The sequence below is a fragment of the Shewanella sairae genome (assembly GCF_023283535.1).
In the GTDB taxonomy this organism is placed as follows: domain Bacteria; phylum Pseudomonadota; class Gammaproteobacteria; order Enterobacterales; family Shewanellaceae; genus Shewanella; species Shewanella sairae.
In genome coordinates this window covers 1-15,706 of the sequence record NZ_JAKILT010000011.1, presented here as the reverse complement: position 1 = coordinate 15,706, position 15,706 = coordinate 1, and the positions used below count along the sequence as shown (strand labels likewise).

Here is a 15,706-nt window from a genome sequence, read left to right as displayed (position 1 = left end):
GTGCAAGTGCTAAAGCATGATACTTTTTCAGTATTAAAAGCCCGTTAAGATTTGTAAGTGCATGATTAATAATGAGGATGATTTAACGCCATGCAAACCACTAGGGTTACTCTATTACGCCATGGTCAATGTGAAGGCGGTAATATTTTGCGCGGTCAAGTGAATGTAAGCTTGAGTGAGCAAGGTAAGTTACAGATGCAAAACGCATTTTTTGAGCTATTTTTAGTCGCAGAACCCACGCTTAGTGATTCTCCTCTAGTAGTAATTAGCTCGCCACTTATTCGCTGTGCAGCCCCAGCTAAAGCATTCGCTACATCGCATCAGTTGCCCTTATTTATAGACGATGGCTTTAAAGAGCTGAACTTTGGCGATTGGGATGGAAAAACATTTGATGCGTTGTATCAGTCAGATGCAGCCGCGTTAGATAGCTACTGGGCTAACCCTTGGCAAGCTTCGCCGCCTAATGGTGAATCGATGCAAGCATTTGAATTGCGCATAGAGCAAGCTTGGCAAAGCATGATTGAACAGCACCAAGGTAAACAGATATTACTGGTTACTCATGGTGGCGTGATGCGCTATTTAATGAGTAAAGCGCTTGGTGTTAGCCAAGTCGCGGGTTTTTACACGGCATTAAAACTGCCTTATGCCGCTAAGGTACCAATAGACATACTACACGACGGCGATACACTGCATTTGAGTTTAAACTGGGCGTAAATAAAGCGAATCGATGGCTTACTGCTGTATTGAACAACTTCTCATACTGATTGGTATTCGCTGTAAACGTATGATGGTAAACTGCAACGTTAGTATTATCCTCGCTAAGAAAGCGTGGCATAAGTAACAAATAAAGTTAGGTGCTTAAATAGCATAAAGGGAACCGGAGGTCGTAGTTGTTATCAAGATTTAGTCCGGACTGTACCCGCAACTGTATGAAGACCGCTTTATTAATGCGGATTCAAGTCAGATACCTGCCTAGCTTAATCGAACATGCTTATCAAAAATCGGTATTGATAAAGTAAACGTGCACTTATTTTAGCGGCACATAAACTCGAGCGGGCGACTCGAGGGAGATAATAAAATGATCCTATTGATTTGGTACACAGCCACTTATGGCTAAACCAGATTCCAAACTACAGACAAATCTTGTTCTGTCAGTCACAGATCTAACTTGGCAATTACACGACAAGATGATTTTGTCGGCAGTTAACTTTGGTCTTGCTGAAGGGAAAATGCTCGGCATTATTGGGCCAAATGGCGCCGGTAAGTCTAGTCTGCTGCGCTGCTTATATCGCTTTGTTAAGCCAACCTCGGGCAGCATAGAACTATTTGGTGAGCAAGTTGACACCCTATCGGCTAAGCGCTTTGCGCAGCAAGTTGCGGTGGTACTGCAAGATACTCCACATCATTTTGAAATGACGACCGCGCAATTAATTTCACTAGGTCTGACCCCACATAAAAATGCTTTTGAATTCACGACTAAGCAAGACCGAGAACAAGTCACCAGTGCGCTGTTAAAGGTTGGCTTACAAGATAAGGCGAATCAAGCATATGAAAGCCTATCTGGCGGTGAAAAGCAGCGCGCACTGATTGCCCGCGCGATAGTGCAGCGGCCAAAGCTACTTATTCTTGATGAGCCAACTAATCACTTAGATATCCGCTACCAAATTCAAACTTTGGAACTGCTACGTACCCTCAATATTACGGTTATCACATCGATTCATGATCTAAACCTTGCCAGCGCATTGTGTGATGAATTACTGCTACTCGATGGCGGCCGCTGTATTGCAAAAGGTTCACCTAAAGCTGTACTTACCGAGCAAACTATTGCCGAGGTATTTGATGTGTGCTGTGAAATAAGGCCGCACCCTCAGCATGGCAATCCACTTATTAGTTACTTTTACGGTTATGAGTCGGCAACTGATTTAGCCAATAAAGTTCAAGGAGGCGAGGGTGAGTAATTCCGCTATTGGGCAGGTTAATGGTTTAACCTTGCAGCGACGCCCAATTGAATATTTATTGTTTGGTGTACTCGCCTTACTTACCTTATCGACGCCATTTGCGGCGACCAGTTTTGGCGCAGCTAGCATTAGTGTTATTGATGTATTTAGTGTGCTGAGTCATAAACTATTCAATGTGGGTGAGTCACTTGGTGTACGAGAACGCATTATTTGGGAGCTGCGTTTACCACGGGTATTGCTTGCTTTTATCGCGGGAGCCGGCTTATCTATCGCCGGTAGTGTGCTGCAAACAGTCACTCGCAACCCGTTAGCCGACCCATACCTATTCGGTATTTCATCAGGCGCATCCTTTGGCGCCGTGGTCGCTCTAACCCTATTTAGTCAAAGCATTCTATGGTTGAGCTTGCCCTTAGGTGCCTTTATTGGTGCCAGTCTATCGGTTGTTATGGTGTTGGCTTTATGTGGGCGAAATTTATCGACTCAGGTTGAGCGTATGCTCTTATCTGGGGTGGCGATTTCGTTTATGTTTGGTGCTATGGCCAGCTTGATGTTGTATTTCTCAAGTCCACAAGCTGCGGCGTCGGTGTTGTTTTGGACTTTAGGTAGCTTCGCTAAAGCCAGTTGGCAAGGTTTGTGGTTACCCGCCAGCGTTGTGTTTATTTGTACACTCATCATTTTATTATATAAACGCCAGATTGTGGCGATGCGTGCAGGTGATGAAACCGCGCATACATTGGGGATAGACGTCGCTCACCTACGGTTAAGTATGCTGTTGCTGTGTTCGCTTATTACAGCGATTCTAGTGGCAAACTGCGGCGGTATTGGCTTTATCGGTTTAATGGTTCCTCACACCGTGCGCTTGTTATTTCCTGGGCGCTATCCATTGTTATTGACTGCGCTGGTGGGCGGATTATTTATGGTGTGGGTGGACGTACTCGCGCGAACTTTGTTGAGTTATCAAGAGCTCCCTGTGGGGATAATAACCTCTGTGATGGGCAGTATCTTCTTTTTATTTATTTTAGGCAGTCGAGGCGCCAAGCGCATTTAGCGATGGCCCCAAGTTGAGTGGGCAAGGGAAGTTAATGTTTGATATAAAACCAGTTAATACTGAATTTAATACTGAAATTCAGCACAAAATAGACACCAAAACTAAGCCTCTGGGCGCGTTAGGAGATTTAGAAACGCTAGCGCTACAAATTGCTCAAGTGTTAGGTAAAGATAAACCTGCAATTACGAATCCTAAGATGATGGTATTTGCTGCTGACCATGGTATTGCTGATTCTGGTGTGTCGATTGCGCCGAGCGAAGTGACGACCCAAATGGTGGCTAACTTTATGCGTGGTGGCGCGGCAATTAACGTATTTACTCGCCAAGTCGGTTTTGATTTAGAAGTCATCGATTGCGGCATTTTAAAGCCGTTAGACAATGTTGATGGGGTTATCGACCAGCGCTTAGGTGCGGGCACTGGCCCTATCCATAAACGCGCGGCGATGACGCTTGGTGCCGTTAAACAGGGCTTTGAAATGGCAAGGGCTCGAGTCGATTTACATCACCAAAATGGCTGTAATTTGATAGCGTTAGGCGAGATGGGCATTGGCAATACAACATCGGCTGCTGTGATGATGGCTGCGCTTACTGGCATGAAAGGTGAAGACTGCGTTGGCCGCGGCACGGGGATTGATGCCGCAACTTATAAGCGTAAGCAAATGCTAGTGGAACAAGCTCTACTATTACACCACAGCGAGCTTAACGATCCTATGCAGGTGCTTGCTTGTGTCGGTGGTTTTGAAATTGTACAGATGACAGGCGCTATGCTAGCTGCTGCTGAGCGCAATATGCTTATTGTAGTTGATGGCTTCATAGCCTCGGCTGCGGCACTCGCTGCGGTAAAGATTAATCCAAATGTACGCGACTACATGATTTTTGCCCATCAGTCGGGTGAAAAAGGTCACTACCTAATGCTGGAGTTTTTACAGGCGAAACCACTGCTAAAACTTGGTATGAAGCTCGGTGAAGGTACTGGCGCCGCATTGGCATTGCCACTGATTCAGGCCGCGGTGAATTTCTATAATGAAATGGCTAGCTTTGATGACGCAGGTATAGCGATTTGAGGCGCTAATTAGCTCAGACAGTATGAGCTAAGACGGAAAAGTCTAATTTTTCTGTAGGTTGGGCTTTAGCCCATCACCTTAGGTTTTACATATAAGTATTGTCGGCATAAATACCGACCTACGGGGTAACGCAGGTTTAGGCCAATCCCCTTCTGCTTTGTTTTATTGAGCAGTTAATCGTTTTAGCTTAAACCCGATATTTTAAGGACTGTTACATGCAAACTTGGCAAAAACAGCTCAATCTGTTTTTTATTGCGATGGGATTTTTTACGCGGATCCCTATGCCAAAATGGATCCAAGTTGATGCAGATAAACTCAATAAAGCGAGTCGTTACTTTGGTTTAGTGGGTTTGTTGGTCGGTGCAATTAGCGCATTGGTGTATAGCTTGATGCTGTATTGGGTATCACCGTCAATTGCAATTGTGTTGGCGATGATCACTAGCGTTTTGGTTACAGGTGGCTTTCATGAAGATGGTCTTGCCGATACCGCCGATGGCCTTGGTGGCGGCTGGACGGTAGAAGCTAAGCTGAGCATTATGAAAGACTCGCGCTTAGGCAGTTACGGCGCATTAGCACTGGTATTAGCCTTAATACTTAAATGGCAACTGCTGACGGAGTTGGCACTATTTGATCCTAGCAGTGTCAGTTTAGCTTTGCTGGTGGGACATTGTTTGAGCCGGGTTGTGGCTGCAAGTTTTATTTTTTCTGAAGAGTATGTCAGTGATGCGGACACCAGCAAAAGTAAGCCGTTGGCTCAGCAACAAGGGCTAAATGAGTTGTCTATTTTACTGGCGACAGGCTTATTGGCGCTGTTGTTAGTGGGGGTTATGCAAGCCTTAGTGTTAACGCTTGGTCTTATTATAGTGCGTTACGGTTTTGTTTGGCTGTTCAGAAAGCAAATAGGTGGCTATACCGGCGATACCTTAGGCGCTGCGCAACAAGGTTCAGAGCTGACTTGCTATCTGATGCTATTGATATTGGGAGTCAGCTGGTGATCCACTTTGTTTTAGGCGGCGCGCGTAGCGGTAAGAGCAGCTATGCAGAATCGCAGGTGCAGCAATATCTGCAGGCTACAGAGTCAAACAGGGCGATACATAGTTTCTATTTTGCTACCGCACAAGCATTAGACAGCGAAATGCATCAGCGTATTGAGCATCATCAAGCCCAGCGTCTAACAGATGCTATTGCCTGGCAAACCATTGAATGTCCAACTGAATTAACCCAAGCGTTAAGGTCCTATTCATCAACTGACAGCATTATATTAGTCGACTGTCTAACCCTATGGTTAACCAATCATCTTTTACGGACTGATGATAACTGGGCACAAGTAAAGCGTGAGTTTCTGCAAACCTTAGCTGACATCGAAGGGACGGTCATTCTTGTCAGTAATGAAGTAGGTTGCGGTATTGTGCCAATGGGCGAATTGAGCCGCCGTTTTGTAGATGAAGCCGGTTGGCTACACCAAGATATTGCAGCAATAGCAGATAAAGTTACTTTAGTGACTGCAGGTTTGCCTCTGCATTTAAAAGGTTAGGAGAGCGCTAAATTGACAGTAAAAGATAACAATAAAGTCAAAACAGAATGCAAAGTACTTATGGTGCAAGGCACCACTTCCGATGCAGGTAAAAGCACTTTAGTCGCTGGTTTGTGTCGCTTATTTGTTAGGCAAGGTATTAAAGTCGCACCCTTTAAACCACAAAATATGGCACTTAATAGTGCGGTAACGATTGATGGTGGCGAGATTGGCCGTGCACAAGCTTTGCAAGCCGTTGCTTGTAAGCTAGAGCCGCAGATCGATTTTAACCCTATCTTATTAAAACCTAGCTCAGATACAGGCTCGCAAGTCATTGTGCACGGTAAAGCCTTGATGAAAATGGAAGCTGAGGACTATTTTGGCAAAAACGCCAATGGTTACCGGGTTAAGGCGATGGCTGCGGTTAAAGCATCTTATCAGCGATTAACCAGTAATTACGACATGCTGTTGGTTGAAGGTGCGGGGAGCCCTGCAGAAATTAATCTGCGTGAAGGTGATATTGCTAACATGGGCTTTGCCGAAGAAGTTGATTGCCCAGTAATCATCATTGCTGATATCGATAAAGGTGGTGTGTTTGCCCATTTAGTGGGCACGCTTGCACTGCTAAGCGAGTCTGAACAAGCGCGTGTTAAAGGCTTTGTCATTAACCGCTTTCGCGGCGACATTAGCCTATTACAAGGCGGCTTAGATTGGTTAGAAGACTACACCCGAAAGCCAGTATTAGGCGTGTTACCGTATTTGCACGACCTGCATTTAGATGCTGAAGACGCATTGATCGCAGCGCCTGATAAATCCTCTGATACTAAACTTAAAGTCTTAGTATTAGTGCTGCCACGTATTAGTAATCATACTGATTTTGACCCGCTAAGATTACACCCGCAAATCGACTTTAATTATGTGTCATTACAAACCCAAGCACAGAACCCAAATAAGGGCGTAAATACGCTTCCACAAGCAGATTTAATCATTATCCCTGGCAGTAAGAATGTCCGCGCTGATCTCGACTTTTTGCGTGAGCAAGGCTGGGATAGTGCAATTGAAAAGCATCTGCGTTATGGCGGTAAAGTGCTGGGGATCTGCGGCGGTTATCAAATACTAGGGATGATTATTGATGATCCTCAAGGCGTTGAAGGTACCCCTGGCAATAGTGAAGGACTTGGCTTACTGCCGCTAGCGACCGAGCTAACGAGTCATAAGATTCTGCAACAAGTTGAGGGTAGTTTACATCTTCTTGATGAAAATGCTGCGCTGGTGGGTTATGAGATCCACTGCGGTCGTTCTCGCTCGTTAATGCCATTGACTCAGCCTTTGCAGTTACGGGCTAAAAACGACTCAGAACAAGAGGCGCACTCCACAATAGACCCTAGTGCAGATAATCAACAAGCGCCTACAGCGCCAGAGGGAATGCTATCTAGCGATGGTCAAATATTGGGTAGCTATGTGCACGGCTTATTTGACTCGCCTGCGGCATGTCAGTTGATTTTGAAGTGGGCTGGAATGCAACAGGCCGAAATGGTCGATGTTAATCAAGTACGCGAGCAGCAATTAGAACGATTGGCTGATGTGTTAGAGAAGCACCTAGATCTCGATCTTGTTAACAAGATCTGGGATCCAAGCTAAATAAACATTTAGTGCAGCAGCGGTGTAACGCATTAAAAATAGCCGTTGTGAGCAAAGGTTGAACTTTGTTTGAGCGTCAACTAAACAATTAAAATATGATACGCATTCATCATAATTCAAATCGCTTAAACCCTCGCCAATACTGAGGTTGGGCTTATATTGGCTTGCTACTAAATTGTTATTAAGTTGGTGGCTTTTGGGCTGCTTTGAATTTAAACAACCTGGTAGATGTGAGTTTAATAAAACAGGTTTTCAGGGACAAAATAGGAACGGAATAATGACTGATAATAAATCGGCGGATGCAGCAAAAGCAGAACGTCATAAAGCCCGTCAGCAAAGGATAAAAGAGGGCGTAGATGCCAAGATCGCACGCGCCCAAGAAGAAAAAGGCATTTTGCTGGTATTAACAGGCAACGGTAAAGGCAAATCAACCTCTGGTTTCGGTACCGTAGCCCGCGCAGTAGGCCATGGTAAAAAAGCGGCTGTTGTGCAGTTCATTAAGGGGAACTGGGACTGCGGTGAGCGCACGTTGCTCGAAGGTGCTGGCGTAGAATTCCACGTAATGGGAACAGGCTTTACTTGGGAAACTCAAGACCGTGAAAAAGATACGGCTGCCGCAGTTAAAGCCTGGGAAGCGACTGAAAAACTACTACAAGATGAAAGCATTGATTTAGTCATGCTCGATGAACTGACCTATATGGTGAGTTACCACTATCTAGAAGTAGAAAGAGTGATTGAAGCGTTAAAGAATCGCCCACCAATGCAGCATGTGATTGTCACGGGCAGAGCCTGTCACCGAGCAATCGTGGAGCTTGCCGATACTGTGAGCGAGGTGCAAGTCGTAAAACACGCATTTGAGGCAGGAATTAAAGCCCAGCCCGGCTTCGACTACTAAATTTCGTCCTGCTAGCTTCTGTAGCGTTATTGTCTGCACTGGTTGATTAGACAAGAGCTCACCCAATCAACTCGCTCTTAGAAAGAGTCGTATGCTCAAGAGTTGGTTGTTTTTTGGAAAGCTTGACGGCTTAGCTACAAAAGCGATCAGTTTGAAATTGCTTTCTTCGCCTTATTTGTTTTGGCGTTGCTGTCGGTGCAGGTTGAGTTTAGATAATAGTTAAACCAATCAAGCGGCTCTTAGAAAGAGTCGTATGCTCATGGGCTAGGCTTTTTATTCTGAGAAAGCTTGACGGCTTAGCTACAAAAGCGATCAGTTTGAAATTACTTTCTTCGCTTTCTTTGTTGTGGCGTTATTGTCGGTGCTGGTTAGGTTTAGATGATAGTCCACTCTATCAATCGGTTTTTAGAAAGAGACGTATGCTTTAGGCTAGCCATTTGGGATAAATTTAACGGCTCAGCCACAAGCTCGAATGCTATGAAGTATCGCTGTTAATTGCAGCTCATTTTAAAAGGATTTTATGAACATCTTGTATAAGTTATTACTGGCGATGAGCCTATTTGTTTCTGCTTCAACTTTTGCAGTTGAACCAGCTAAACGGATTGTTGCGCTTTCTCCACACTCGGTTGAGATGCTGTATGCCATTGGCGCTGGGGACTCTATTGTGGCAACCACTGAATATGCTGACTTTCCTGAGGCTGCACTTGATATTCCACGTATAGGTGGTTATCACGGCGTGCAGATTGAGCGTATTTTAGAGTTAAATCCTGATCTTGTCGTTGTATGGGCTAGCGGCAATAAGCTTGAAGATATTCAGCGGATTAAAGAATTAGGCTTTAAGGTGTTTGATAGCAACCCTAAGACTTTAGAGGCGGTAGCTGATGAGCTTGAGGCTTTAGGTGAGCTTACTGGTAATCAAGCTAAAGCTAAGCAAGCCGCTGATGATTATCGGGCTAAGTTGACTAAGCTACGTAGCGACAATTTTGCTAAGCCTGAAGTAAAGGTATTTTATCAACTGTGGTCTGCACCACTGCGTACAGTCGCTAAAAACAGTTGGATTCAACAGATCATTGCAGTGTGTCATGGCAATAATGTGTTTGTTGATGCGGCAAGTGATTATCCGCAAGTGAGCCTAGAAACCGTAGTATTAAAAAATCCAGATGTCATTTTGCAAAGCCAAGATGAGGGCAATATTATTGGGATAAACTGGAGCGACTGGCCAGAAATCCCAGCGGTTAAAAATCAGCATATTTATCAGCTCAATGCCGACCTTTTACACCGAGCAGCCCCAAGAGCATTGTTAGGTGTCGAAGCGCTTTGTCAGGCGTTAGATAAGGCGCGTTAATACTTATCAACTTAAACGGCAAGCGATAGTGAGGCTTGCCGCTGCATGTTTCCCCGTGCATAGTCAGCTGCGGCTGTTTGCAACGGTCTTCCTGTTGATTCGTTTTAGTGCGTAGTTCAAGTCAAAATCCCTCTCGCAAACTAGTTATATATCTAATGATGACCAATACTTAGGGCTGCAACTGGCTATCAATGAGCTAAAGACTAAGGAAGTGTTATGGAAAATCCTGTAAATGCGATGCTGAGTAAAGGGTGGAAGTGGTTTGTGATGGTTGGCGCTGTGGTGACGCTAGGCGGCATTTTTGCCATAAGCTTGCCTGTGGCTGTGGGGGTTACAATTACTACGATTATTGGTGCTATCTTTTTGGTGTTGGGGATAGTGCAGCTGTATCACATCTTTAGCATTCCAAAGTGGAAATCCAGTTTTTGGTATGTCATCAGTGCACTGTTTTATCTGATTGGCGGCATCATGATTATCGCTGAGCCTTATGTCGGTTTGTTTACCATTACGGTAATGATGATAACCATTATGTTGTTTAATGGGGTGACGCGGATGTTCTTCGGTTTTAATAGCCGTAATAATTTGGCTGGATGGCGCTGGATTGTGGTCAGCGGCTTAGTGTCGACCGCGATTGCGGTTTATTTCTTTTCGTTAATGGGTAACCCAGAATTCTCGTTATCCATTTTGGGTGTATTTATTGGAGTATCGTTTCTGTTTGAAGGGCTTAGTTTTATCTTTATAGGCTTGCAGATGAAAAAGGCTGTTGCTAAATAATCGAGATGATTTCCAATGGTTTTGTTTGTGTGGCGCTACGGGGACTTTACCTGTAGCGCCTTTTCATGTTTTAGTGCTGACTTTAATAGCTTTGTTGGTGTAAGAGTTTTCAACTGGTGAACTCCAAATAACAATAAGAAAAGGACTTATCCATGACCACGTTACTTATCTGCCTATTTATTGCCATGTTGCTGCCTTATGTCGCTAAAGGCCCGGTTGCTGTGGCAATGGCAAAACTGGGTGGCTACGATAATAATCACCCGCGTGAGCAGCAATCTAAGCTCACTGGTTTTGGTGCGCGCGCGGTTGCTGGTCATCAAAATGCATTTGAATCTCTGCTTATTTTTGGTCTGTCGGTATTAGCCGTTATTGCGACAGGTAAAGTGAATGCCATTGCCGAAACCGCGGCCATAGTGCACGTGATTGCTCGGGTTTTTTATCACCTTTTATATTTAATGGATAAAGGAACGCTGCGTTCTTTATCTTGGTTTGTAGCCATTTTTGCCTCATTTACCGTGTTTTGGCAGGCGGTTTAAAGTAGGTTGGGCTTTAGCCCATCAAGATATACAATCACAGTTAACAAAAAGCCACGCTAAATAGTAGCGTGGCTTTTTACTGATCGAAGCTAAACTTATCGCTTCATATCTGGATATTCAAACTCATGACACTGGTTACAGTACACTTTGCTTTCTTTGTGCTCGATATGACAGTAAGTACAAGGCAGGTCTGTACCGTAATGTAGGCTGTCGTGTGGGTTAGGCTCAACATCGTGGCCGGCATCTGCAGGGCGTTTAGTTAGCTCAGCAACGTCTTCAACACTACCGTGGCAGCTTTCACATACACTGGCATCAGGGATGGTTTTACGTTTTGCATCGCCGTGACATGCGCTACATTCTACCTTGCCGTTATCACCCATCATGATCTCTTGGTGGTAATCTTTAATCTTCATTGCATTGGCATTTGGGATAGCCATCAGCATTAACATGCAGATAGTCGATAATACTTTTAACATCTTTAATCCTTGTTGGGCATAGCGCCCGATAACTTGTATAACATCTTGCTTAAATCGCTGCTGCGTTGTGACACTATTGCGACTTACTCAGCGCTACCAAAGGGAGCGGTATTGGTAACGCTGAGCAAGTGCAAAAGTATCTTGCGAGTGGTACTTATTGTGCTTAGTACTTACTCTTGGTACTAAAAGTTAGTACTGGGCGATAAATGCTTTTGATGCCTTAATATCTGGTGTAAATGGACGGTCGATTTCAACGAATGGCACTTGCTTACGGAAACCTTCATACATGGCTTTTGTTGCTTCGCCTTGCTTCAAGTTTTGGTTGGCAAGTTTGCGCAAATCGATTGCTTGAGTTGAGTGCATTAGCTCAAGACCGTACATAACGTTTGTGTTATCAACGATTTGAATTAGTCTCTCTGACGCAAGTTTTAAGTTAGTGAAGGTGTCTTCAATGTTACCTGCAATCGCAATACCGTCGAATGATACTGGATTAGCTAACGCCTTGTTGCGTACTTGCATATCAACAAATGTCTTTTGGATTGCACCAAAAGCATGGCCGTTGTTACCTGGTGCGCTTAGGAAGCGTGGTAAACGAGTAAAGTGGTCATCTGACAAGTGAATCGTACGCATAGCACTGTTGTGTGATACGTGAGTCAGCGCAATGGCTAACTGCTGTACTGCAAGTGCAACAGGTAATGGCTCAAAGTTAGTTGTTGGGAACACACCGCCCTTACCTTCAACTAAGTACTTAGATACTTGTGAGTTATTACCGTAATCCACACCTGCACCTACGATAACGCCAGGGTTGTCGTCTGAGTGGTTAATCTGAATATCAATCACTTGGTCAAGATCGGCCAGTGCCTTATAAGCGCTAGCAAAAGTGTAAGCGGTAGTGCGGTAGCTTAGTGGATCTTGTAGCGGACGCTCTGGGTTTGCATCCCATAAGTAGCTACCGGTTAAGTCGTTACGGATCTCGCTAGTCGCTTCTTTTAGGAATGGGAATGGGCGAATGTCGTTCGTTTGTGGCAAGAATGGCGAAACGTTACCGTTTAAGCCTTCAAGGCTTAAACTAAATACCGTTGGCGATACTTCTAGCAGGTGCTTAGCATCACGGTAGCCTTGCATTGCATAAGCTACGCCTACTGAGTTATTTGATAAAATAGACAGTGCATCTTTACCTACTGGGTCAAGGGCTTTAATACCGGCTTTTTTCATCGCGACGGCGCTGTTCATGCGCTCGCCTTTATAGATAACGTCCCATTCGCCAATCATGGCTAGACCAACGTGAGAAGCCAATAGAATGTCTGCTTCACCCACAGTACCTTTAGACGGGATAATTGGCGTAATATCGTTGTTCAGATAAGCTTGGTAGAGCTCGGCAACATAAGGTTGTACACCTGTGTGACCCGATAAAATCGTGTTTAAGCGTACAGCCAGTGCAACGCGAGTTAAGTTAACTGGCATCGCTTCGCCAACACCTGCGCTGTGAGCGCGTAGCGTGCTGTAGTTAAATGACTTCGATGCTTTCATCACTTCAGGGCTAAGTTCGCCGTTGGCATCAAATAGTTTGTGATCTTTGTTTAAACCAACACCTACTGTTAGGCCGTATACTGGCTTACCTAAACGCGCTGCTTCCATAAGCAGTTCGTGAGACTTAACTAGTGCTGTTGCTGATTGTGCAGCAATTTTTACTTTAGCGCCTTCGGCAATTTCCCATGCTTGATCTTGAGACAGGTTTTTACCGTCTAATACTACAGTATCTGCTGCCATTGCTTGGCCGGCAGTCAGTGCTAATGCGAGTGTAGTTAAAGCAACATTTTTAGTGGTTTTCATATTCATCATTCCTATAATTTTTTTATTAAATTTAGTAGCGACTAACTAGGCAAGTTTTAGGGTTACTGCTTGGCTTTCAGCGCAGTGACGACCTGCATTTCTGCCGGTTACAACACCCTCTGCCACAGCACATGCGCCTAAGCGGCTGGCACCGTGAATACCGCCAGTTGCTTCACCGGCAGCGTAAAGACCTGGGATAGGTTTATTGGTCACTAGGTGTAGTACTTCTGATGCGGTGTTTACTTTTACACCGCCCATGCAGTAGTGCACTTTTGGCCACATGCGTACGCCATACCAAGGACCTTTATCAAGTAACATCGCCTTTTGCATTGGGCGACCAAACTCGGTGTCATTGCCGTTAGTGACAGATTCATTCCAACGAGCAACCTGATCTTTCAGTGCTTTTGCTGGCATGTTGTAGATTTTTGCGAGCTCTTCTAGGGTGTCTGCTTTCTTAATTACGTTGTACTTCAGACCCCAATCTAAGGTTTGCGCGTCTTTTGCACCTTCGGCATTAGTAAAGCCAATTGGGTAAACAGGATTACCTTGGCCGTCTCGACGGGCCATAATCGCATCGGCGCGGGCTTTACGGTCGGCAAGCTCGTTAAAGAAACGCTCACCGGTGCGTACGTCAACTACAATGCCGCTTGGGTAAGTCGCGATAGTGTTAAACTGAGACGCAGTTCCAAACCCTTTTTCATCAGGAGATGCCCAAGGGCCTAACTGGATTTGGTCTAAGTGAATTGGGTTCGCGCCAAGTAACATCATCTGCTTTAGTGCTTCAGAGGTTGCACCTGCGTGGTTAGTTGAGTCCAGTTGATTGGTGTATTCAGGTTGTTGCATTTGGCGGTATTCAATATCGTTACCAAAGCCGCCTGTTGCCATGATGATGCCTTTACGAGCACCGATTTTGATCATTTTGCCAGTGCGTTCTTTAGGGAAGTAATAGCCTTGGCGCACGTCTAGACCGATAACGCGACCGTTTTCATCTTTAATAAAGCCTTCAAGCTTGGCTTGGTTGCGCATTTCAATGCCGCTTTTCTTTGCTGCTTTAATTAGTGGGCGAATAATGCCGGCGCCAGAGCTTTGTACGGTTTGTAGAACGCGAGGAATAGAATGACCACCAAAGTGCTGTACAAAAGGCTTCCATTCAACACCATGGTCGATAAGCCACTCACATGATTCTGCGGTGCCATTACACACTAGCTTAAGCATTTCGACATCGTTCATGCCACGGCCTGACTCAAGCATGTCAGCAACCATCACATCAACAGAATCTTCGATACCTTCTTTCTTTTGCAGAGGAGAGCCTGCAACTGCCATTGCGCCGCCGTTGATGGTTGAGTTGCCACCAAATACTGGCATCTTGTCAATAACCATTACGCTGGCGCCGTTTTCTCTTGCTTGCAGTGCTGCAGACATACCAGCAAAACCGCTACCGACCACGATAACATCAACCACTTCATCAAACTTCGCATCGTCTTGAGATACACAGGCGGCATTTGCCGATAGGGCGACGGTACTGCCTAGACCTGCAACAGCCATTGCAGCGCCACCTTTTAGAAGCTGGCGTCTGCCAAGGCTAACTAATTCTTTATCGTTCATCTCTCTTTCCTATCTGTATTTTTAATTATCTATCAGAGCGGTTGCTGCTCGATTTAATACAGGTAAAGTTGCAGTGACTATGCCAACTCGTGAATTTGTACTTTATTACTGGGGTTCTATGAACCGAATCATGTAACCACGAAATATCATGGTCTGGCGTCTTGATATTTCGTGGTCACCCCGAGATATCAATGAAGTTTTGCTTTTGTTTTAAAAAGTATGAAGCATCAATAATGGATAAAAAGAATGAGTAAAGTTGGTTTGCTATTGCTTTTAACCGCTTCTTAAACTCGATTTTTGATGGTTGAATAACAGTATTTAAAAATTATTGAACACAAATGTTACCTTTGATTTTTATTCGATAATTTAATTTTATGGAATTTGGGTTTTTATAGTTTTTTATTTGTAATTTATATCTGCCTATTATTGGTTTAATTTTCACACCAATAAATATTGCAATATTTTTTATTACAACCTTAGCTTGCATCCCCGAAGGTTAACGTTATCGCCAGCGCCGCTAAGTTTTTGTCGATAACCGCTTGGTGTTATAAGTGTTCCTAAGCCAGTCAACTTCAACTTTCTGTGATGGCGTGGGGGATTTTACTGATTTAATTCAGTGAGCATTATGTCTCAAGGCGTATTTTGTGACGTTAGCTTTAATCTTTTTTCGATTTTTTATGCGTAAACTTTCGAGCAGTTATTTTCTGCTTGTAAAATTTGATTTTTACTATTTAAATAGCTCACATATTTAAGATTACTTATAAATGATTCACAAATTTAAAATTAGTTTTATCAAACTCACATATTTATAGGGTTTTGTAAGACATACCCATTGAAAGGTTAAATTAGTATTGTTTAATAAGTAAGTTAAATAAGTGAATTTAATAACCAAGGTGGCTGCACTGTTATCTGTTTACAATAATGTATGAACTGTAGTGGCATAGTGAATTTGGACACCAAGATGTAAGGGGTATAATCCCCATCTAAACACAAGGTGAACAAATGACCCGTAAATCAAA

The 15,706-nt window shown here is 44.2% G+C and carries 14 protein-coding genes; 11 read left to right on the top strand and 3 right to left on the bottom strand.

Going from position 1 to position 15,706, the window contains the following annotated elements:
* Positions 1 to 90 precede the first annotated feature (90 nt).
* The 11 genes from L2748_RS06400 (at position 91) to L2748_RS06350 (ending at position 10,773) form a co-directional block, all read left to right on the top strand.
* Entirely contained in the window at positions 91 to 714 is a 624-nt protein-coding gene (locus L2748_RS06400) for a histidine phosphatase family protein (RefSeq protein ID WP_220780240.1), read from the top strand.
* 395 nt (positions 715 to 1,109) lie between these two features.
* The gene (locus L2748_RS06395) at positions 1,110 to 1,958 is read left to right on the top strand and encodes an ABC transporter ATP-binding protein (protein WP_220780239.1); all 849 of its coding nucleotides are present in this window, start codon (positions 1,110 to 1,112) and stop codon (positions 1,956 to 1,958) included.
* A 46-nt stretch (positions 1,959 to 2,004) separates the two neighbouring features.
* Entirely contained in the window at positions 2,005 to 3,006 is a 1,002-nt protein-coding gene (locus L2748_RS06390) for a FecCD family ABC transporter permease (RefSeq protein ID WP_220780280.1), read from the top strand.
* A 34-nt stretch (positions 3,007 to 3,040) separates the two neighbouring features.
* The gene (gene cobT / locus L2748_RS06385) at positions 3,041 to 4,069 is read left to right on the top strand and encodes a nicotinate-nucleotide--dimethylbenzimidazole phosphoribosyltransferase (RefSeq protein WP_220780238.1); all 1,029 of its coding nucleotides are present in this window, start codon (positions 3,041 to 3,043) and stop codon (positions 4,067 to 4,069) included.
* 215 nt (positions 4,070 to 4,284) lie between these two features.
* Complete coding sequence (locus tag L2748_RS06380; RefSeq protein WP_220780237.1) at positions 4,285 to 5,064, top strand: adenosylcobinamide-GDP ribazoletransferase; 780 nt, start codon at positions 4,285 to 4,287, stop codon at positions 5,062 to 5,064.
* Complete coding sequence (gene cobU / locus L2748_RS06375; RefSeq protein WP_220780236.1) at positions 5,061 to 5,603, top strand: bifunctional adenosylcobinamide kinase/adenosylcobinamide-phosphate guanylyltransferase; 543 nt, start codon at positions 5,061 to 5,063, stop codon at positions 5,601 to 5,603. The genes L2748_RS06380 and cobU overlap by 4 nt, the downstream gene beginning before the upstream one ends.
* Before the next feature lie 60 nt (positions 5,604 to 5,663).
* Positions 5,664 to 7,223: a cobyric acid synthase gene (locus L2748_RS06370; RefSeq protein ID WP_220780279.1), complete on the top strand. Its 1,560-nt coding sequence runs from the start codon at positions 5,664 to 5,666 to the stop codon at positions 7,221 to 7,223.
* A gap of 277 nt (positions 7,224 to 7,500) precedes the next feature.
* Entirely contained in the window at positions 7,501 to 8,118 is a 618-nt protein-coding gene (gene cobO, locus L2748_RS06365) for a cob(I)yrinic acid a,c-diamide adenosyltransferase (protein ID WP_220780235.1), read from the top strand.
* A gap of 550 nt (positions 8,119 to 8,668) precedes the next feature.
* A complete protein-coding gene (locus tag L2748_RS06360; protein WP_246616112.1) occupies positions 8,669 to 9,463 on the top strand; it encodes a cobalamin-binding protein in 795 nt (264 codons plus the stop codon).
* A 216-nt stretch (positions 9,464 to 9,679) separates the two neighbouring features.
* Positions 9,680 to 10,237, top strand: a complete 558-nt coding sequence (locus L2748_RS06355; RefSeq protein ID WP_220780233.1) for an HdeD family acid-resistance protein — start codon at positions 9,680 to 9,682, stop codon at positions 10,235 to 10,237.
* Between the two features lie 152 nt (positions 10,238 to 10,389).
* Positions 10,390 to 10,773 (top strand): MAPEG family protein, encoded by a 384-nt coding sequence (locus tag L2748_RS06350; RefSeq protein ID WP_220780232.1) that lies wholly within the window; start codon positions 10,390 to 10,392, stop codon positions 10,771 to 10,773.
* Positions 10,774 to 10,868: 95 nt separating this feature from the next.
* On the opposite strand, the gene L2748_RS06345 is transcribed toward L2748_RS06350, so the two are convergent.
* The 3 genes from L2748_RS06345 to L2748_RS06335 form a co-directional block, all read right to left on the bottom strand.
* A complete protein-coding gene (locus L2748_RS06345) occupies positions 10,869 to 11,249 on the bottom strand; it encodes a cytochrome c3 family protein (RefSeq protein ID WP_220780231.1) in 381 nt (126 codons plus the stop codon).
* A gap of 189 nt (positions 11,250 to 11,438) precedes the next feature.
* Complete coding sequence (locus tag L2748_RS06340) at positions 11,439 to 13,088, bottom strand: HAL/PAL/TAL family ammonia-lyase (RefSeq protein WP_220780278.1); 1,650 nt, start codon at positions 13,086 to 13,088, stop codon at positions 11,439 to 11,441.
* Positions 13,089 to 13,127: 39 nt separating this feature from the next.
* Positions 13,128 to 14,687, bottom strand: coding sequence for a flavocytochrome c (locus L2748_RS06335; RefSeq protein WP_220780230.1), 1,560 nt, complete (start codon positions 14,685 to 14,687; stop codon positions 13,128 to 13,130).
* Positions 14,688 to 15,706 lie beyond the last annotated feature (1,019 nt).